This is a genomic window from Bradyrhizobium sp. GW821-FHT13H06 (assembly GCF_058803975.1).
This window is the reverse complement of record NZ_JBXAPN010000015.1, coordinates 1-19,517: the sequence shown is the minus strand read 5'-3', so window position 1 is coordinate 19,517 and position 19,517 is coordinate 1. Positions and strand designations below refer to the sequence as shown.

Here is a 19,517-nt window from a genome sequence, read left to right as displayed (position 1 = left end):
ACGGCCGCGGGGTTGTCCGTCCACTTCCACGATACAACACCGGTTGGCGACTTGCCTGGTGGAACAATCGTCAAGGTGAAGCCTTCCGAGTACGCGATAGGAGATCTTCCTCGTTACACATGAGGTTCCGCCGCACGCGCTATGGTGGCGCATAGTTCGATCAATCAGGAATACAATAAGGGTGTCGGAGAGGAGGGGCTGCACCCATCTTGCTCCAATCTTGACCGTTCCTGCGGTGTCAGAATCAGAAGCAGCCTAGTTAAGTCAGGCGAGACGTACCTGCGCTGAACCGGATTTGGACCACCCAGAGAGGTGAGGTGCTATCGCGATGCTCGGCGGTATTCGCCAGGCGTCATACCTGTTGCGCGCCGGAAAGCTCTGGTGAAGCTCGACTGCGAAGAGAACCGGCAGTCGATCGCAATCCTTTCAAGCGATTCGTGCCCGGCGGAAACTGCTGCTTTGGCGTGGTCAAGTCGGCGCTGACTGACATAGCGGTGAGGCGGTACTCCAATTGAAGTCGCGAATGCCCGGCTGAAGTGGAAAGCGCTGAGGCACGCCACGTTGGCCAAGTCGGCAACAGTGATGTCGTCTGCCAGATGCACTTCAACGTAGTTGAGTACCCGCTTCAATCGCTTGGCATCCAGACCAAATCTGGCCGAGGCTGGCCGCCGCGAGAGCACAGGATCCAGGTATGAGTGCGCGAGACGTGCCGCGAGAAACAGCGAAGACGTCTCGACCAGCATCCGGCCCGCGGCCGTGGGATTCATCATTTCGGAAAGCACAGCTTTTCCCAATTGGCAAATTATCTCGTCCTGTACACCGCAGATGTAGCGTATGGCGCGTCCTGGAGAGATCGGGAGATTGTAATCGTCCTCCAATCGGCCAAAGACATGCTCTGGCACATACAGATGCATAACGTGCACTGTCGGGGCGCTGATTAGCGACACATCCGACTTGGCGCCAACGGGCCTTAGCCAGATCGTACCAGTGGTTGGCTGAACGGTCCGCCAGCTCGCGCATATTTTACATGCGACCCGCCCTTCGCTGCCGCCGCGCATGGTGATTGCGACTTCTGCATGTGAAGCTGCAGATCCCGGCCCATCGCTGCACCCGTGCGCGCGAAGCTCGGCAAACAGAGTGGACCATCCCGAGTCTTTTGACGAATTGAGCAGTTTAGAAGTCGGGTATTTGAGGTTAGGATTTCGCTTTAGATTCGTTTTGCTCATGATCACACTCGCGATCGATAGTAAATCGCCCAAGGTCGTTTCTACGCCCGTGGCTCCCTAGAATGAAAATTCTAGCGACCTTCGCGATCGCTCTATTATGTGCCGAAAACATCTGCCTGCGACCAGTGCGCGCTAGTATGCTCCTACCGGCAGTGGAGACAAGTTATGCGATTTGAAGACGGGTCGTTGCTCATTCTTTCAGCAGATATGCCTCATGTCCGGTTCGTGAGACTAAATCGTCATGGCCAAGTCTGTTAGCAGTTCATGCCCCTTAGAACACGGGGGTGGGCTCTGGTAGCAGAAATTGAAATCGTGCTTTTTGGAAAGGGCATTCCAGACGTGTGCAATCACCGGCCGCATGGGCTCATCAGATGTCTAATTTCCTCCGGCTTTCGTCGCTAAAACTGCGTAAGGGATCCAGCGCGTGGCCATCGGTAAGCGTTCTTAACTCCGGCAGTGTTTTGTTAGGGGTAAAGTACGTGTTCACGATCGGCCTCACGATCGCCTCTGCCGGGACGCCACCCGGATCGCAGCGATCGTCACAGCAGCGGCAGGAAGCGCAGCGAACGAGGCCGCGAAATTCTTTGATCGTGCATGACGAGAGCGATGGAGAGCACACCAATTGAGGTAGCCGCGCCTCGTGCAATGCCGGTCGGGAAGACGAGTTGGGGGCTGCCGATCTGTTGGCTCGCAATCAGCTTCTACGCGGCGAAAGCTCACCACAACCAAAAAGTCGAGGGGGAAGAAAGCCTCCTGAAGTTGTTTAGGTCCGCGGAAGACATTCCTGATGGCCTACTACAGCAATGGTCTGAAAGAGCTGATTTACTTGGTACTAGCCGGATGTCTTGCCCAGGCTGATCAGCCCCATCCCGCCGCCAGCCAACGGCGGCTCGACCTGGCTAGCCTGTACGCCAATTCCGGCGGCCACCGCGCTCGGGTCCATGCGCGCTCGATCGCCGGATACGTGATCGTCAATCCCCGCGCGATGCGAACATCGTCGTGCGCCGTTAGGTGAGGGGCCTCGCCGGCCCCTTCAGATCGTGTAAAGCCTCAAGCCGGGCGCGGGATGCCCCTCGCGTCGGGCTTTATTATCTCCGCGCCGGCGTGTCCGCCTTCGGCGGTGGATGCACCCGGGCATCGACCTGCACCTCCGTGATGGAGTCGCGACGGCTGTCGCGATCGAGGATGCGCATCAGTGCATCGACTGTGGCCACAGCGTCGCGCTCATGCGTGAGGTAGTCGGCCAGCGCCATCATGGCGAGGTCGTAGCTCTGCTCGATGTGCTCGGCATCGGATATAAGCACCATCGCAGATCCTCCCGCAGGCCCTTGAAGAACGGATGCCGAAGATGCCGTTGGCCGAGTCGGCGCGGTACTCGACTTCGGCGGCGAGGCGCGGCTCGACCCAGATGCCGCTGTTGGGGATGCGCTTGGCGAAGGGCTGAGTCTTGCGCACCAGCTTCTTCAGTCTCTGCTGCAGCTCCGCAACGGCCGTATTCCTCGAAGCCGTGCTCGCCCTTGCCGGCAGAGAGCAGCTTGTCGCCCTTTTGGCGGCCGACATGGATGCCGTCGAAGCGGTTGTCCTTTATCTTGAAGCCGGCGATCGTCAGCGTCTCGCGGTGCGCGCAGGTGGTCTTGACCCAGTAGTTGCTGCGCAGGCCGCCATAGGGCGAAGCGGCGATCTTGGACACGACGCTCTCGAGCTCGCCGGCGCAGACCCGCCGATAGAGCTCGGCGCCGTCCAGATCGAAATGGTCGCTGTATTCGATCGGCGCGCCGGCGAGCAGCGCCTTGAAGGCTGCCTTGCGCTCGAGCAGGGGCAACTTCCGCAGGTCGCGGCCATCGAGATAGAGCAGATCGAATGCCACATGACGAGGTTGTCGGCCTTGCCGGATAGGCTCTTCTGCAGGGTCGCGAAGTCGGTCTTGCCGCCTTCGCCCGGCACCACGATCTCATCCGTCGATGATGGCAGATCCGGCATTGATCAGGTCGGCATCGTGCGCCACCTTGCGGAAGCGGCGGGTCCAGTCGAGGCCGCGGCGCGTGTAGATCCTGATCTCTTGGTTGGCGATGTGAAGCTGGCCTGCGGTAGCCGTCGAACTTGATCTCGTAAATCCAGCGCTCGCCCGCGAGCGCGCGCGCAACTGATCATGCGTATACCGATACTGTCACGGTTGTAGCCACAGACGGTACCCGGGCAGTCTTGACCATCAAAATCACTCCGCAGAAGACGACCACTGCTCCCGGCAAAACGGCCAAAGCTGGTGGCAAAGCCGACTGCATTGAGACTTTTGTGGCTGATGGTCCGACGAGGGCCAGCAAGCTCCTCGAGTCCCGTGCTGATATTGCCGCCAGCACGATCACATTGCCGACGCCCACAGCTCCAAGGCTCGGCTTGAGCAGCTTTAGCACGTTCGTATGGACAGCGATCGGAGTCTCGATTTTCGAGCTCCTTGCCAGCGCCGCGCAGGCGTTCACTTTTTCCGGTAGCCCAAGCGATTTCTTTGCATCGGATGGCGCCAACGCTACCAGCGAGTTTGACGCTCTCAATATGGCTGACGGCATAGATGCGAACCTTAATGGCTTCCGTGACCTGGCCTGGCTCAATTTCGAAACACGCAGTGACTTATTCGCCTTCGAGAATGTTCGAGGTGATACCATCGGCAGAGGCGACGAGCTTCAGCTCCCTGATGCAGCTGCGAACGAGGCTAGTGCTAGGGGCAACGGCAACCTTCACGTTGGGGCCGGTGCCGTCGACGCCCTGATCGAACATGGCGGCTTCGAACAGGAAGGTCGAACGGACACGCCAGGGAATGCGGAGCTCGGGCCAACACAGGCAGCTGAAGTAGACGGACCTAATCATGGGCAATCTCAGCGTGATTTCCATGTTGCGGAAGAAGGCACCGCGAAGGGCAAGCCGCATGCCGAGCACGAGCCGCCGGGACGAGATCTCGCCCAAGGGCAACCGCAGCGTGACATGCATATTTCCGAGGAAGGCAAGGTAAAGGGCAAGACGTATGCCGAGCATGACCCGCCTGGACCCCCATCCAATCGTGAGCAATTGCATCGCGATGGAGACGCTTTAAGGGATGGCCCACCGGGCAGGCATATCGATTCCCACAAATCGCAACCTGACTCGCAAAAGGCGCATTTAAACGCTTCCGAAAATCTACGCGGGGGGCCGAGTGAAAATGCCGGTGGCAACAGCCAAGCTGCCGATGACGCGGGACCGACACAAACGGCATCAGCGCCCGAGCTCGGAGACTCCTTTCATTTTAAGAATGACATGGCAGCGGCCAAGCATTCGGATCATATCGAGGACAACCAGAGACCTCATACCGATGTGAGTGGGCTGCACAATGCCGAGCATAATGGACTTGCGCTGATCCAGTATGCGGGCCTGATTAGCCCTTCCCACGCCGAGCAGAGCGTGGTCGATCACGCAGGGAGTGTTGATCACCATCTGATGCATGGTTGGTTGATTTAGGGGCTGGCCTACCCGGGACAACGGCGCCGGTACTCAGGCCCGAGCGTTTTGCCGACAGGGTTTTAGCAATGATGAACTCACTCGATTACAGACACTTCCACCTGCGCTCGTTGAGCTTTTGGTACCACTGAGGCCAATAGTCTTCCTTTGTAATCCCGACCGTCGCAAGCTGACAAAACCTCCACTCGTTGATCGACGTGGCCGGTTCCCCGACGGCATGTGGAATGATGAACGCTGCGCGGCGGTCGCAATCAAGTCCAGTTCTGAGCGAATCTCGGTCATCACCCCGAAGTAGCTTTGAGCGTTGATGCGATTCTCGCATCTTCACGTCCTCTCTGCCCTGAAATTGGAGTTGTCATGCGCCGTTTGCCCAACGACACGATCACACTGTCCTTCCCGGACATCAGTTTCGAAACCCTGTTCGGCGATCCTGATTTCCCCGCCAACGCGCGTGGCGGCAACGATACCATCACCGTCAACGTCGAGAGCATGACGTTTCTCACTCTCGTGGGTGATACGGCAACCCTGCTGGACCGGTCCCAAGGCGGCAACGACACACTCAGGGTGAACCTCGCGGGCTCGCTCAGCACCGTCATCGTCGACGGCGACGCGCAATCCATGTCCGGCCATGCCCAAGGCGGCAACGACACGGTCATCGGCGACAGCACGAACTCGATACGCAACGGCTTTTCGCTCTTTGGCGATGCCCAGGGTGCCATGTCCGACCACGCGCAGGGCGGCAATGACACCGTCATCGGAGTATTCGGCGGCAGGTCATTGAACACGCTGGTCGGCGATGGCGGCACCATGTCCGGGGACTCTCATGGCGGCAACGACACGCTGGCCACTCATCAGACCGGCCAGACCGGTTCGGCAGTTCTGTACGGCGATGCTCCCGGCCTAACGGATCACGCGCGGGGCGGCAATGACGACCTTACCTTCACGATCGGGAACGAAGCGCAGACCGGAGGCGGAAACTTGTACGGCGATGCGCATGAGCTTTCAGGAGATGCACGTGGTGGAAACGATGCCCTGACCGTCGTCGATCTCCACGCCAACCTTCACTACTATTCCTTCCTGATGGTCGGCGACGCCTTTTCCATGTCCAGCAACGCGCATGGCGGCAACGACGTCCTCACGGGCGGATCGTACGCCGACATTCTGGTGGGTGACGCCCGGCACTACTACCCAGCCGCGCCGGCTTCGATCACGGGCGGCAGGGACGCCCTGAACGGCAAGGGCGGCAATGACGAGATGTGGGGCGGACCAAACAGCGACGTCTTCGTGTTCGACAAGGGCTCGGGCCAGGATCTCATCCACGATTTCGGTCAAGGCAACAGCACCGTCGGCAGCACGGTGACGGAGCACGATCTGGTCGACGTCCAAGACTACGGCTTCGCGGATTGGACTGCGCTGAAGAGCCTGATCAGCGACGACGGCGCGACGGGCAACGCTGTGATCCACCTGACCGCCAGCAATACGATAACGCTGCAAGGGGTCCAAACGGTGGACCTGCGTGCGACAGACTTCATCGTGTAGACGATGTCGATAGCTGGCGCGTCTCAGCCCTCAAAACCGCTCGGCGTCTTCTTGGCTCGCCGACATCGGACTGGACCCCCACTTGTTCGGGACGCATTCTCTTCGCGGCACCAAGGCGACCTTGATCTATCGCCGAGCCGGTAATTTGCGAGCCGTACAGCTCCTTCTGGGGCATACGAAGATCGAAAGCACCGTTCGATATCTCGGCATCGAGGCCGACGATGCCCTCGCGATGACAGAACAGGTAGACGTCTGAGTTTGGGGGCAGAGCGGACGCGCTCTGCTCTGCTCCCACCGGCGGCTCCGGGCCACAACCGGACTTGGGACCATTGAGCGGAGTGGACGGAGGTCTCTGCAGGTTGAAAGGCAATCATAATGTCCGGCGGCCCCGCGACGGGAGGGGTTCCTTTTTGCTCGCCGCTGGTGTTTCCTCTGCACGGCGGAGAACGGGCATGCAGGGATCGCTGGGGGAGAAGATCGGTGAAGGCGCCTTCTCCGAAGCCTACGCCTGGGCGCCCGGTCAGGTGGTGAAGCTGTTCAAGGCCAGCGTCTCTCATCTGCTCGGCCGGCACGAGGTGCGCATGATCCGCGCCGTGCGAGCCGCCGGCCTCCCGGTGCCGGAGGTGTTCGGCGAGGTGACACTGGACGGGCGGTTCGGCATCGTGCTGGAGCGCCTCGACGGACCGACCCTGTGGCATCTCTCGCGGACCGGCGCGGTGACGTTCGAACAGGCGGGCGCGATCGTCGCGGCTCTTGCCATGTCCGTTCACAAGACGCCACCGTCGGCGGAGGTCTTCTCCATGCGCTACTATATGGAGAACGAGTTGCGACGCGACGATGGGAAGATTCCGAAGCACATCGCTACCGATGTCCTCGCGCTGATCGATCGCCTGCCGCACCGCGACGGGCTTTGCCATTGCGACCTCAGCCCCGGCAACGTGATCATGACGGCGGAAGGCCCAAAGCTGGTCGACTGGTCCTTCGCGATGCGCGGGCCGGCCGCCTTCGACCTCGGGTTCTTGCATGTCATCCTGTCCGAGGTCGCGCCGGAAATCGCCGACAATCCGGAGCGTCCGCGCGACCAATGCGGCGGCGCAATCCGAATATGCACGGCTGGGCGGCATGTCTCTCGCGGAGCTGACGGCGGCAATGGAGCCGTATCTGCCCATCGTCCGCACCTTCGTCGTCCTTGGCAACGTGGTGCCTTCCTTGCGGGAGCGGCTGATCCAGCGCATCGAAGCGGGGCTGCGCTCGGAAGACTGAACCGTCTTGGTCGCGCGCGCGAGCCGATGTGGCCTGTCGAAGCGAGGCGTCAGTGTCTCCTTTGGGGCCAGGAGCAGTCATTATTCAATCACCTTGTCGGCTCGGCCGATGACCTCGGCCGGAATTTTCAATCCCAGCGCCGCAGCCGTCTTGAGGTTCAGGGCAAGCTCGAAGGCTACAGGTTGCTGGACCGGAAGCTCTGCCGGTTTGGCTCCCTGAAATATCTTGGCTGTATATTGTGCTGTTTGCTTGCCCATCACTGCGAGGCTTGCCCCGTAGCTTGCGAGGCCACCCAAATCCACGAAGGCGCTGATCTGGTAAACCGCTGGAATCTTCGTACGAGCGGCCAGTAAAACAATTTGCGGCTCGATCGGAGCAGCAAGTACGAGAAGTGCATCGCACTTTTCCTGCACCATTCTTTCGAAAGCTTGGCCGAGATCATCCCGGGAGGAAGTAAAGATAGGGATGGTCACCAGACCCAATATCTTTGCAGCGGCCTCCGTCTCTTCAAGCTGTCGCTTGTGGGCGGGGATAGGCGAGCCCAGCACGGCCACTCGGGTTGCTGCGGGAAGGATACTGTGCAGAAGCTCGAGTGACTTGCCGGTCGTGTCGGAGAACATTGTGGCTACACCGGTAAGGTTTCCTCCGGGATGCGCCAAGCTATTGATAAGGCCCAAAGCAACCGCATCCCCGGCTCCCCACATCACAATAGGAATGGTTGCGGTTGCTCGTCGCGCGGCCGCTATCGCAGGTGTCGCAACTGCGACCACTACGTCTGGCTTTTCGGCGATCAACTCGTTCGCGAGCTGATCGAGCCGCTCTATACGGCCCTCTGCCGCTCTGCGCTCGATGACGAGGTTTTTGCCGTCCGTGTAGCCGAGCTTCTGCAGTTCGTTCCTGAAAACCTCGAACAGGGCGCGCTGGACTTCACTTTCCCACGAGTCGGTGTTCAGGAATGCCAAACGCCAGACCTTACGAGCGGACTGCTGCGCTCGTGCATTTGGCGGTCCCGCCAAAATCGCGCCCATCGCCAGCGTGATCACATCGCGCCGTCTCATTGCCAGACCTCCAGACGCGCATAAGAGGACAAGCATAGCACATTAAGATATGTCCACTTAGGGTCCCTGACAGCCGACATGACACGCGATCAATCGACCTCCGGCTAAGGGACAATACATTGGGTAAAGAATTCCATTTCAGGGCCCCAACGCTGTTCGACTCGTCGGCTAGGTGGCTTGAGCGTGACCAACTGATCGCAAGATGCGCCTTTCGACAATAGTGATCGGAGCTAGGAAACCTTGCGAGTCCGCGCGTTTAGGGGGCGGAGCAGGCCATGGAGGAGAAGCATGCGAACAGCAATTTTCGCGACGATTGTAGTTGCCGGAAGCGCAATGACCTTCCAAGCAATGGCCCAACAGCAAAAGGCCGCGCCCAGTGGGCAAACCAAGGAGGAGTGCACCGCGATATAGACAAAGGGCTCAAGGCTGACGATCCCAACGAGCAGATGCAGCGTGATGCGGACAAAGGGATCAAGACCCGCAACTCCGGAGAATCCGGATACGTGGCCGATCAAGACAAGCCCGGCGCCTCGGCGCATCCTCCGGGCCGACCTGGAAGTGAGCCGACCACAGGTTCGGCTGGTCAGACCGGCGCTCCGAAATAGAGCTCTTAGCGACGCGACCCACGCAAGTGGTCAGCCGACACTTCGCGTTCGGGGCCCGGATAATGCTGCAAGGCGGTACGCATACGCTTACTCCACACTATCGAGCGCGCCGAGAGACGGCCCCGGCTTCAGGGGCTTTTGGGGTAGGCCGGGGCCGCTCCGCCAGCTCGGGCCTGGCAAGACTCTTAATCTGATCCGAAAACCTTCGTTCCTGTTGCGTCGTCCTGCCGCCAGCGTGCGACGGTAACGTGAGGCCGTTCGCGGCGGTTGAGGGGAAATTGTGAGTCCGAACGATCACGTCAGTTTGGGCGGCCGAAGCCCGGGCGAGGTGACCCAATCGCTCAAATGGGCACCCGTCTCGGCCAAATGCGCTCTCCTCAGTAGCTTCTCGCGCTCGGCACCAGCCGGGAGACTAGCGGCTTGTTCTTTGAGCTTTGCCGCCTGTTCGGCCATCCTCTCCTCCAGAGAGCGAACTTGCTTCACCCTGCGGCGCTCAGCCATGGATACCTCCCTCACACCGTTCTGTTGGTCCGAAAGGCGCCAAGACCCGGTTCCGTTCCCGGTTGGAACGAAAAATCGCCGGAGACAATCAGCCGGTGCCCATCCGTGGCGGCTGAAAATCCGGGCGGAGGTCGGCGCCTCGTTGGCCGCGTCTGCGGCAGATGAATTTCGGCTCGAGATCGGAGAGCCTGACATCGTCGGGCCAATGGTCGACCTCGGCCGGCGTGAGCCTGATCATGTGGCCGCAGCGGTGGTCGGCGCAGAACACGAGCAGGCCCCGCGCGCCGGCGCGACCGTGTCGCATCTGGCCAAGGGTGATCTTGGGGATAGGTGGCGTCACGGCCAACTTTATCGGGGCTGGCCAAATCCAACTGAGGCGGCCTTTCTCTTACAGATTGAAATACAACATAGAGCCTAGAACCGTCGAAAAGATGCCCAGTCCTATGATGGCAATTTTCAAAACCAAGTCTGGCGCGGTCACGCTGCCCCCCTTTGGTTCGCAAATCACCTGAAGCTTATGCCTTAGTTCGGTGGCCGCAAGCCCGGCGATTTCAGCCATTCGTCAATATAGGCGGTGGTATTGGCTACGCGGGCCTTCCTCAAAAGGTCTTCACGTTTCGCGCCAGGGGCAACTGCTCTGTTTTTTCCCGTGCGCGCATAGCTTCCTCGATGAGTCGTCCGCCTAGGGCTATATCCTGTTTGAACCGTCAGCGGCGTAGAGTAGATACTCCCGGTGAGATAGATGACCCTCAGGCGAAACAGTCTGACGAGGCGGCTCCTGTAGCGCCGCTGATAGTGGAAATCGCCCTTTGGCGCGCCGGGCGGGTCAGATTCTCAAGCAACTCGCAGAAGGCGTCCTTAGCCGTTGTTGCGATGATTGTGCTTCTACTCCTGATCGTACTTCTATCACTTTTTGAATCGTTCCCCGGTCTCCATCCCAGCGCGGGCGCAGCATTGGAAAAGCTGAGCCGAGCACTGGTATTAGTGCTTGGCGTACTATTGGGCGTCGATTGGAACACCAACAAGTCCGATTAGCTGGACCGTCCACCCTGAATTACCGTGAACTTCCGCCGCCGATCTAGCGAGGTCTCAGTAGGTAGCGCGGAGGCTACAGAGAGCGCCGCGTCCACAATCAATTTGCGCCGCAGATCCTCGATAAGCTCGCGCTGTTCCTTGATGTCCTCCATGACGATCTCGCGCAGTTCTTCCGTGCGCTGCTCCTCAGGAGGTTTCTTGGGTGCTGGCGGTGCCTCCTTGCTCATGGGCTCGATCCATCACGCGGCCGCCGGTAAGGATCGCTTCACCGACGATGAGTATTACTTACGACTCCGATAGAATGCGACAGTCTGCTCTATCTGCGCAACGGAGTGTCTGTTTACTTGCCTGCTGTGCGCTTACCATCGCCTTCAACGCTGCTGAAGCCCAATGCTCGGCGCAGGATGCCCTGCGCAATCACTTGGCGCTCAAGGGGGCTCCGCCAGCCCGCGGCATCCGGACTTCGTTCAGCTCCGCCGCCGACGTTCCTCTGTGGAAGAGGATCACCGTCGGGACCTTTACGAATCTAGCTGCCGTTCGCCGCGCGATGAGTGGACTGGGCTGCGGTGTTGGGAGCTCGGCTGACGAAATTACCGGTCGGCCGGCCTTTACTCGCAGCGCGAGGAAAGCCGAGGTCGAGTTTGTTGCCGTATCGCCAGCCGAACTTGGCTTTGAAGGCGAAACGGCAACGCTGCGGAACATCTATGCGCGCGCGCAATTGCTGGGCCTTCGGCTTGCTCCCGCCGAAGTCGCGCCGCAGCTAAGGCTTCAGTATCTCGACCAGCCGATCGGCGAAATTCCTTATCATGGCCATGGAGCCGATCAGGAGATGGGCGGGTGAACCGGTCATCCTGATGGTGGCCAATGGTGGAGCGGGCCTCATTCTGATCGGGCAGGACGGCAGGTGACGTCATAGGAGAGGGTTTGGCAGCTCACCTCCTGCTACTCGCATTCTGGGCAATGATCCGCGTTGGTGCGCCTCTGTGCCTTGGGTCGGTAGCCGAGGACACTGGGTGCAATGCACGGTAAACCGCGACAATAGCGGTTGAGCGGGGGGCCTCCCGTAGTCCGCCGCGTGGCGCAGGTCCGCGTCGGGTCAGAAGCAGCGATCGAAACAGCCCCCGGCTGGGCCCGCTGCCTATGTGGCACCGGATCTCGGTACCCTTCTGCGCGATTTCGCCTCAGGCCAAATCCGGACTCATGCAGCGCAGCAAATTGGTCACGTTTAGCTCGGATCAGGGTTTGGCAAGTCTTCGGACCTCAACCTTCTCGCCGACCTCGATGACCATTAAATCTTCACCGAGCTTCAAGGGACGGGATTCTACCGAGTCGGCGGAATCAGATCCTACTAGGTGGCAGCCTGATCGAACATCAACGTTTTCGGGTTCGCTTGATCGGCACCGGCGAGTAACGGCTCCACGGCGCGATCCTAGGTCATCGTACTCACGCAGAAGATTTGGGCGGCAGGAGGATGCGATTTATGTCTACATGTGCTAAATTGGCAGCCAGATATTGGGCGTATTGACCATGAACGATCCCTCTATCACACGACGTTTGGCTGCCATTTTGGCGGCGGACGTGGCCGGCTATAGCCGCTTGATGTCGACGGATGAGGAAGCGACCCTGCGGACTTTAGACGCCTATCGTCGCACGATGTCGGATCTTATATCCGAGCATGCGGGCAGGGTTTTTGGGACGGCCGGAGATAGCGTAATTGCGGAGTTCAGTAGCGCAGTGCAGGCGGTACGCGCCGCCGTGGCAATCCAGCGCGCGCTTGATCGCCACAATGCCGATCTTCCTCAGGACCGCCGGATGGAGTTTCGGATTGGCATTAACGTCGGCGACGTCATGGCGGATGGCGACAACCTGCTCGGCGATGGAGTGAATGTAGCTGCGCGACTCGAGGGGGTGGCTGAACCGGGCGGAATTTGCATCTCAGGTGCAGTGCGCGATCAGATCGAGGGCAAGCTGAAGTTTGCACTCTCGCCGATTGGACAGCGCGCACTTAAGAATATTAGCCGTCCGGTCTCGGTCTACTCGGTGGACTGGCAACCTGAGCATCCGGTCGCCAGCGGCATTCTGGCCGGTGCACTCGCCATTCCGGACAAACCTTCAATTGCCGTCCTGCCATTCTCCAACATGAGCGGAGATCCAGAGCAGGAATATTTCGCGGACGGGATTACAGAGGACATCATTACCGCTCTCTCTCATCACCGATGGTTCTTCGTCATCGCCCGAAACTCGACGTTTGTCTACAAGCGGCGAGCCGTCGACGTGAAGCAGGTCGCTCGCGAACTAGGCGTACGATTCATCCTTGAAGGCAGTGTACGACGGGCCGGGCAGCGCGTGCGGATCACGGGACAGCTAATCGAAGCAGAAACGGGCAATCACCTCTGGGCCGAGCGATTCGACCGCGATTTGGCTGATATATTCGCCATTCAGGACGAGATCACACAGAGCGTAGTCGGTGCCATCGAGCCTGAGATGTTGCTGATCGAAGGAAAACGTGCCTTTCGTAAGAACGTTGGAAATCTCGATGCGTTCGATTGCTGCATGCGTGCGATGTGGCATTTTTCGCAGCTCGGATCTGAGGATCACAATCAGGCCGTAACCCTGATAAGACAGGCACTGACGCTTGATCCGAACCTTGCCCAGGCGCACATGACGCTTGCCCGCACCCTGAATGCTCGCATTTGGTATGGCTGGAGCGGCGATCCCGTGAGGGATGTGTCGGAGATCTATGCCGCGGCCGCGCGTTCAGTCTCACTCGACGACCGCGACCCCTACTGCCACTACGCTTTTTGTTGGGCCAGCTTGTTGAGGCAAATGCACACCCAAGCGCTTGCGGAGGCGCAACGTTCGATTGACCTTAACCCAAATTTTGCATTGGGCTTTTTCTCACTCGGTTTGGTTCGCGTCCATATCGGGCACTTCACCGAAGCTCTCGACTCGTTACTGCGCAGCCTTCGTCTAAATCCCAACGATCCGCAGGCGGGAAGTTTCCTGAGTTTCGTCGCGTTGGCTCACTATCATCAGGAGAACTACGAGGAGGCCGTGCATTACGGCGAATTAGCGGTCCGTGCACGACGCCCCTATCTCGCCCTGAGAGTTCTCCTCGCCAGCCTGGGCCAACTTGGACGTCTCGAGGGAGCACGGCCATTATTGCAGGAATTCATCTCCCGGCAACCGAAAGACCCGCAGCGGCAATATGAAGTTACAACGCCCTATCTCGACTTGAAGTACCGCGATCACCTCACCGAAGGTTTGCGTCGAGCGGGTGTCTCGTACTTGCGATGATGGACGGCAAGATCTCCAGTTTGAGCATTTGAATTGTGGAAACGGAAGCTTGTTGGATCTCGTTCTTGACCCCTCGCATTGCTTCGACGTTGAGCCTGGTTGGAGCGGGTCTCGTCATTACATTCGTTCCCTCGTCGCTCCAGCGGATGAACATGGAAGGCGTGACATATCGCTCGCTCAGGGGTCCCGTTCGGCCAAGCGCTGCGCTCAAGCTTGCTTCCCGCCGAGGCGATCGGTCTGCAGTCGTCAAGCAGTTCATCACTATTGTCCGGAAAGAAGCGCAAGTCCTCGCTCTCAAGCAGGCTCCGTCGCCTTAGCTAACGTCGGCTTCGGGTCTGGGATGTGTGAAAACGAAGACGCTCAATTGCGATAGAGAAGTTTATTCGTTCAAGACCGTTTTAGTCGCTCCACGCGCAAGCGGATTCAACTTAGAGATTATCATTCTTCGTCGCGTTTCGATCTTTGAGTTTTCACACAGCCAGGGTCAAAGACTGCCCACTGCGGCGTAGATACACTGTTCGGCTCACGTCCAAAGCGGATGTCCCGGGCCTGTGATCGATGGGCAGCCAGGGGCCACGAGTAGACAAGGCACTACTAGCGAACGAGTGCTTCACAGCGTAAGCTGTCAAGATCGGCCCTTGAGAGGCAGTCGTAATTTTTGGGAGGACGCCAAGATGTTGCGTAACCGCGCTATAGAATTGTCGTTTGCCGTCATGCTGCTCAGTACAAGCTTTAGCACTGGGCACGCGAAGCCATTTATGGTCGTGGGGCTGGACGAGAAGCTTCTGTGGGACGACAGCGGCAAGCCCGTTCTTTCAGCAGCCGGAAAGGATCAGGTTCTCATCGTCGATCTCGCCTCTCCTGAAACCCCCCAGATCGTCGCTGCCCTGCCGCTCAAGAACTCGGTGGTCGGACCGCCCGTGAACGTTGCGATCGATCCCAGCGGAACGATCGCGCTGGTCGCCGACTCCGTCGATGTCGTCAAGGACGGAGACGCGCTGAAACAGATGCTCGACAATAAGATCTACGTCGTAGACTTGCAGGCCGATCCGCCCAAGCTGGCCGCGACGCTCACTGGCGGGAAGCAGCCGTCCGGGCTCAGCTTCAGTCCAGATGGCAAGATGGCGCTCGTCGCCAATCGCGGAGACAATTCGATCAGCGTCCTCTCCGTGAATGGCACGGATGTGAAAATTACGGACACCGTTGCGATGCCGGACAGTCCGTCGCACGTGACGTTCACACCGGATGGTAAGCGAGCCCTGGTAGCCCGCTTTCCTGCTCACAAGATCTCAATGCTGGACATCGCAGGCGACAAGGTGACGTACAACAAGATTGACCTGCCGGCCGGCCAGTGGCCCTACAATGTCGCGACCACACCCGGCGGGAAAATCGCGCTGACCTCGGACAACGGCAACGCAGGTGCCTCCGATGGAAGCGTGGACACCACGAGCGTCATCGATCTGGAGAGCAATCCGCCGCGCATCATTGATCGCGTGGTGGTGGGCGACGGTCCCGAGGGTCTTGCAATCAGTCCCAAGGGCGACGTCGCGGTTGCCGTGATTCTGCGCGGCTCCAACATGAAGAACGCATACTTCTACGAAAAGAACGGCAGCATCACGGTGCTGAAGATTGATGGGAAGAAAGTGAGCAAGATACAAGATATTGAGGTCGGTGGGCTGCCGGAGGCCGCGGTATTCAGTCCTGACGGCAAATACCTTCTCGTCGGCAACTATCTGACACAGGACTTCTCGATACTGAAGGTAGATGGCACGAACGTAACGGATACCGGCAAGCGCTTCCAGGTGCCGGGACATCCCGCCTCGGCCGGGATGGGGCCGTAGCTTGTCTTGCACCCATTATCTGGCGCTCAGAAGTCGAAGGCCCGCTCCAAATCGGGCCTTCATTCTGTAATCAGAAGATTGGCAATCGCCTTTCAGTGCCCGGGCCAAGACCGCGAACGGCGTCCCATGCTTGCCCCTGACCGCTACGGGTCAAATCGGCCCTCTCATCGCTTGAATTGGACGCAAGTACGTCTCTAATCATCTGAAAGCGGACGCAGGATGAGGGGCTCAGGGCTCAAAATGGCCAACCTCACGAGTTGAGGAGGTCAACATGACAGATATCCTGAGCGCTCCCCCTGCCGTTTCGAAACACAGTCCGTGGAACAAGGCAAGATCGTCGGCGCAAAGCCGCCCCCCCGTCCGAAGCACGTCTGGTCAATCCGAACCAAGCTCCAAGTCGAAGGCCGAATGCGCGATCTGGCGCTGTTCAACGTCGACAGCAAGCTGCGCGGGCTGCGACGTCGTAGCCTTGAAAGTCGATGACCTTGCGCCAGGCGGACATGCGGCCGACCGCGCGACCGTCCGACAAAAGAAGACCGGCGCCCCGTCAAATTCGAACTGACTGAATCGACCCGGCAGGCAATTGATGATTACCTGCGGATTACCGGTAAAAAGTCAGGAGAATACCTGTTCACTGGCCGGCGGCGGAGTGGTCATATGACGACCCGCCCGTATGCCCGACTGCTATCCCAGTGGATCGCTCACATCGGACTGGACCCGCACCTGTTCGGGACGCATTCCCTTCGCCGGACCAAGGTGACCTTGATCTATCGCCGAACTGGCAACCTGCGAGCCGTACAGCTCCTTCTGGGGCACACGAAAATCGAGAGTACCGTTCGATATCTCGGCATCGAAGTCGACGACGCCCTCGCGATAGCAGAACAAGTTGACGTCTGACTTCGGCGACAGAGCAGACGTGCTCTGCGCTGCCCTCACAGACGGCGCCGGGCCAACAACGGACCTGCCTCTCCAACGCGTGTGGATCATTCGAGGCGGTTCGTTTCGTGTTGCGTTCAAGAGCTCCTTACCGCTCAATCGCCATCCAACGTCCGAGGCTTTTAATTTCAAGCGGCACCCAGCGCGATTTCGTCTCACTGGCGCGAGCGATTTCGAACCAGATGCGCGGCGTCTTCCGGGCGATAGAGATCGCGTTGGGAAGCTTCTGATGTGGCTTGACAGGCCGCGGACGCGGAATGGCTACGTCGCCGGCCATGAAACCGCACGCCAAGAGCACACGATCCGCCTCTGGTTTGTCGATTACAGCGGCTTGTAACCGTTCCCTGAGATGATCGAATGTGATTGCGGTGAGGCGGATATCGGCGAAGACGGGGGTGTGGCTCGAATAGTGCTGCATTCCAAGCTCTCGGGCCTCGTTGAGCTCGCAGAGATCGAAGGTGCTACCTTCCAACTCGGCATTTTCCCCACCTCGCTGGATTACGATTTTGTCCAGGTCCCTCAATCTATACTCGTCTTCGTCGGCACAGAAATCAGCGGCCTGCGTGACGAAATCGAGCCGATTCTGCCAATGGGGCAGCCAGAACTCTTCGGCGAGCGGTCCGCACCGAGCATCCTCCTTGATCGACGGTTCAAACAGCAGCGTCAACCGACGTTCCTGCCGCCAATCAGCGTGCCATTGGTCTTCCGAAAGGATTTCGACGTCTTTCATGCGGCGACCCTGGAGTTCTGTTTGTCGCATCGCCCAAGACGTTACGGATGGTATCAGGCAACTCTCTGCCTACGAAAGAGATCGCAACAAGTCGGCAGTCGATTTGCCGGTAAAAAGCGGGCGAGCCCGCTTCGTGTCAAAGGCTGCCCTCGGGAGCCTGCATGGCCGTGGTCGGTTGGGCCGAGGTCAGCCACGTTCCAAAACGGACATCCCCGATACTTCCGAATCGTTTGAAAGTGCGGTGAGCGTCAGGTAAAACTTGGCGTTGTGAGGCTGTCGTGTCCGCTCGCAGGGGAGAATGCGCGTGAAGGAACTGGCAGGAAAGACGGCATTCGTGACCGGTGCGGCGTCCGGTATCGGATTGGGGATCGCGACTGCTTTCGCCCAGGCTGGGGCGAAAGTGATGCTTTGCGATATTGAAGAGGCGGCGCTGTCCGCAGCGATCGAGCAACTGCGACTCACCAACGTCGATGTCGACGGCGTGAAGGCAGACGTCTCGCTCAAAGCCGAACTCGCGGCGGCCGCAGAAGCCACGACCGCCCGCTACGGCAAGGTCCATATTCTCATAAACAACGCGGGCGTCGGCGGAGGTGGGCCCTACGGCAGCTGGACCGATGCGGCGTGGAATTGGACCTTGGGCGTCAACCTGATGGCGACCATTTGGGGGATCGAGATCTTCGGGCCGTTGATCGAGCAGCATGGCGAGGGTGGACATATCGTCTCCACAGCCTCGATCGCAGGCGTCATTTCAGGAGCGAGCACTGCATACAACGTTTCAAAGTATGGCGTTGTCGCGCTGTCCGAGGGATTGCGGCAAGAGCTCGCTCCCCGCGGAATTGGCGTATCGGTACTGTGTCCCGGCTACATCCGCACTCAAATCATGAACTCGAGCCGCAACCTCCCCAAGCGCTTCGAGGGGGCAGTCCGAGCCCCGCCGACTTCGGGCCCGATTGCCGAACGGATCAATCAGATCCGGGAACGAGTCACTCAAGGTATCGACCCCCTCTATGTCGGCGAACTCGTCCGCGAAGGCGTCGAAAACGACTGGCCCTATATCTTCACCGACCTCGAATTTGAGCCGATAGTCGAAGCGCGCTTCGCCGGAATCAAGCAAGGCTTTGACCATATCCGCGGGCGCACCCCGAAGCGTTGAGTGCGCAGACTTTCTCCTACCCGATCGGTGTTTTTAATGGTCATGGCGCTGAGACGATTCTGTCGGTCATCCGGCCATGTCCGCAATGGGTCGATTGTGTTGAAAAAGGCCGCTGGTGCGACGCAGGGGGATCAGTGATTCAGTCTGTCTAATTGGCAGGACTGAAGATCATGATGGGGCATCGGCAAGCCGAACAGGCTGCGTTGTTCTATGAGTTCTCGCTCGAAAGGCATATTCCCGCCGACCACTTGCTCCGGTCGATCGATAGATTTGTCGACTTTGAACAGGTCAGGCAAGAGCTGGCACCTTTCTACAGCAGTATCGGTCGACCTTCGATCGATCCCGAGTTGATGATCCGGATGCTGCTGATCGGTTATTGCTTCGGCATTCGATCGGAGCGGCGCTTATGCGATGAGGTTCACCTCAATTTGGCCTATCGGTGGTTCTGCCGGCTCGGTCTGGATGGCGCGGTGCCGGATCACTCGACATTCTCTAAGAACAGGCATGGCCGCTTCCGGCAGAGCGACCTCTTCCGTCGCGTACTCGAGAGCGTGTTGGGCCGCTGCATCGAGGAGCGACTGGTCGGCGGAGAAGGATTTGCCGTTGACGCGAGCCTGATCAAGGCCGATGCCAATCGGCAGAAGGGGATCGAAGGCGACAAGGGACTTCCACCGGAGGCTGCCGGCCGAGCGATCGACGAGTATCTGGCTGTCCTCGATGATGCTGCTTTCGGAGCGGCGACTGAGGTCACGCCGAAGTTCGTGTCACCCTCTGCGTATTCCAGGGATGGTGATCAGGTGTTCCAGGCGATGGTGATCACGGATTCCACTGATCGTGATCAGGTTCG

General features: G+C 59.1%; 17 protein-coding genes and 4 pseudogenes. 13 read left to right on the top strand and 8 right to left on the bottom strand.

What is annotated here, in order from left to right:
- Positions 1-320: 320 nt before the first annotated feature.
- Positions 321-1,226 (bottom strand): helix-turn-helix domain-containing protein, encoded by a 906-nt coding sequence (locus tag AC1RQP_RS37005; protein ID WP_492942326.1) that lies wholly within the window; start codon positions 1,224-1,226, stop codon positions 321-323.
- A 787-nt stretch (positions 1,227-2,013) separates the two neighbouring features.
- On the opposite strand from AC1RQP_RS37005, the gene AC1RQP_RS37000 reads away from it, so the two are divergent.
- Complete coding sequence (locus AC1RQP_RS37000) at positions 2,014-2,241, top strand: hypothetical protein (RefSeq protein ID WP_492942325.1); 228 nt, start codon at positions 2,014-2,016, stop codon at positions 2,239-2,241.
- A gap of 73 nt (positions 2,242-2,314) precedes the next feature.
- On the opposite strand, the gene AC1RQP_RS36995 is transcribed toward AC1RQP_RS37000, so the two are convergent.
- From AC1RQP_RS36995 to AC1RQP_RS36985, 3 genes and pseudogenes are all read right to left on the bottom strand, one after another.
- Positions 2,315-2,533: a hypothetical protein gene (locus AC1RQP_RS36995; RefSeq protein WP_492942324.1), complete on the bottom strand. Its 219-nt coding sequence runs from the start codon at positions 2,531-2,533 to the stop codon at positions 2,315-2,317.
- Positions 2,451-2,786, bottom strand: coding sequence for an ATP dependent DNA ligase (locus AC1RQP_RS36990; RefSeq protein WP_492942570.1), 336 nt, complete (start codon positions 2,784-2,786; stop codon positions 2,451-2,453). The genes AC1RQP_RS36995 and AC1RQP_RS36990 overlap by 83 nt, the downstream gene beginning before the upstream one ends.
- Positions 2,787-2,919: 133 nt before the next feature.
- Positions 2,920-3,093, bottom strand: a pseudogene (locus AC1RQP_RS36985) (non-homologous end-joining DNA ligase); the annotation flags it as partial.
- A gap of 335 nt (positions 3,094-3,428) precedes the next feature.
- On the opposite strand from AC1RQP_RS36985, the gene AC1RQP_RS36980 reads away from it, so the two are divergent.
- From AC1RQP_RS36980 to AC1RQP_RS36965, 4 genes and pseudogenes are all read left to right on the top strand, one after another.
- Positions 3,429-4,712 (top strand): hypothetical protein, encoded by a 1,284-nt coding sequence (locus AC1RQP_RS36980; RefSeq protein WP_492942322.1) that lies wholly within the window; start codon positions 3,429-3,431, stop codon positions 4,710-4,712.
- A 357-nt stretch (positions 4,713-5,069) separates the two neighbouring features.
- Entirely contained in the window at positions 5,070-6,251 is a 1,182-nt protein-coding gene (locus AC1RQP_RS36975) for a hypothetical protein (protein ID WP_492942320.1), read from the top strand.
- A 52-nt stretch (positions 6,252-6,303) separates the two neighbouring features.
- A pseudogene (locus tag AC1RQP_RS36970) lies at positions 6,304-6,507 on the top strand (tyrosine-type recombinase/integrase); the annotation flags it as partial.
- A gap of 196 nt (positions 6,508-6,703) precedes the next feature.
- Positions 6,704-7,216: pseudogene (locus tag AC1RQP_RS36965) on the top strand (phosphotransferase); the annotation flags it as partial.
- Positions 7,217-7,594: 378 nt separating this feature from the next.
- On the opposite strand, the gene AC1RQP_RS36960 reads toward AC1RQP_RS36965, so the two are convergent.
- The gene (locus AC1RQP_RS36960) at positions 7,595-8,542 is read right to left on the bottom strand and encodes an ABC transporter substrate-binding protein (RefSeq protein WP_492942568.1); all 948 of its coding nucleotides are present in this window, start codon (positions 8,540-8,542) and stop codon (positions 7,595-7,597) included.
- Between the two features lie 305 nt (positions 8,543-8,847).
- On the opposite strand from AC1RQP_RS36960, the gene AC1RQP_RS36955 reads away from it, so the two are divergent.
- Positions 8,848-9,177 (top strand): hypothetical protein, encoded by a 330-nt coding sequence (locus tag AC1RQP_RS36955; RefSeq protein ID WP_492942318.1) that lies wholly within the window; start codon positions 8,848-8,850, stop codon positions 9,175-9,177.
- A 589-nt stretch (positions 9,178-9,766) separates the two neighbouring features.
- On the opposite strand, the gene AC1RQP_RS36950 is transcribed toward AC1RQP_RS36955, so the two are convergent.
- Both AC1RQP_RS36950 and AC1RQP_RS36945 read right to left on the bottom strand, forming a co-directional pair.
- Positions 9,767-10,018 (bottom strand): hypothetical protein, encoded by a 252-nt coding sequence (locus tag AC1RQP_RS36950; RefSeq protein ID WP_492942316.1) that lies wholly within the window; start codon positions 10,016-10,018, stop codon positions 9,767-9,769.
- Positions 10,019-10,709: 691 nt separating this feature from the next.
- The gene (locus tag AC1RQP_RS36945) at positions 10,710-10,940 is read right to left on the bottom strand and encodes a hypothetical protein (protein WP_492942314.1); all 231 of its coding nucleotides are present in this window, start codon (positions 10,938-10,940) and stop codon (positions 10,710-10,712) included.
- Positions 10,941-11,014: 74 nt separating this feature from the next.
- Here AC1RQP_RS36945 and AC1RQP_RS36940 point away from each other — a divergent pair, with 74 nt between their 5' ends.
- From AC1RQP_RS36940 to AC1RQP_RS36920, 5 genes and pseudogenes are all read left to right on the top strand, one after another.
- Positions 11,015-11,554: a hypothetical protein gene (locus AC1RQP_RS36940; RefSeq protein ID WP_492942312.1), complete on the top strand. Its 540-nt coding sequence runs from the start codon at positions 11,015-11,017 to the stop codon at positions 11,552-11,554.
- Between the two features lie 686 nt (positions 11,555-12,240).
- Positions 12,241-14,010, top strand: a complete 1,770-nt coding sequence (locus tag AC1RQP_RS36935) for an adenylate/guanylate cyclase domain-containing protein (RefSeq protein ID WP_492942310.1) — start codon at positions 12,241-12,243, stop codon at positions 14,008-14,010.
- 35 nt (positions 14,011-14,045) lie between these two features.
- Positions 14,046-14,327, top strand: a complete 282-nt coding sequence (locus AC1RQP_RS36930) for a LysR substrate-binding domain-containing protein (protein ID WP_492942308.1) — start codon at positions 14,046-14,048, stop codon at positions 14,325-14,327.
- A 357-nt stretch (positions 14,328-14,684) separates the two neighbouring features.
- Entirely contained in the window at positions 14,685-15,851 is a 1,167-nt protein-coding gene (locus AC1RQP_RS36925; RefSeq protein WP_492942306.1) for a lactonase family protein, read from the top strand.
- 271 nt (positions 15,852-16,122) lie between these two features.
- A pseudogene (locus AC1RQP_RS36920) lies at positions 16,123-16,748 on the top strand (tyrosine-type recombinase/integrase).
- 127 nt (positions 16,749-16,875) lie between these two features.
- Here AC1RQP_RS36920 and AC1RQP_RS36915 read toward each other — a convergent pair.
- A complete protein-coding gene (locus AC1RQP_RS36915) occupies positions 16,876-17,517 on the bottom strand; it encodes a hypothetical protein (protein WP_492942304.1) in 642 nt (213 codons plus the stop codon).
- Between the two features lie 304 nt (positions 17,518-17,821).
- On the opposite strand from AC1RQP_RS36915, the gene AC1RQP_RS36910 reads away from it, so the two are divergent.
- Positions 17,822-18,670 (top strand): SDR family NAD(P)-dependent oxidoreductase, encoded by an 849-nt coding sequence (locus tag AC1RQP_RS36910; protein WP_492942302.1) that lies wholly within the window; start codon positions 17,822-17,824, stop codon positions 18,668-18,670.
- Positions 18,671-18,840: 170 nt separating this feature from the next.
- The coding region (locus tag AC1RQP_RS36905; protein ID WP_492942300.1) for a transposase at positions 18,841-19,517 on the top strand (677 nt) is incomplete at its 3' end.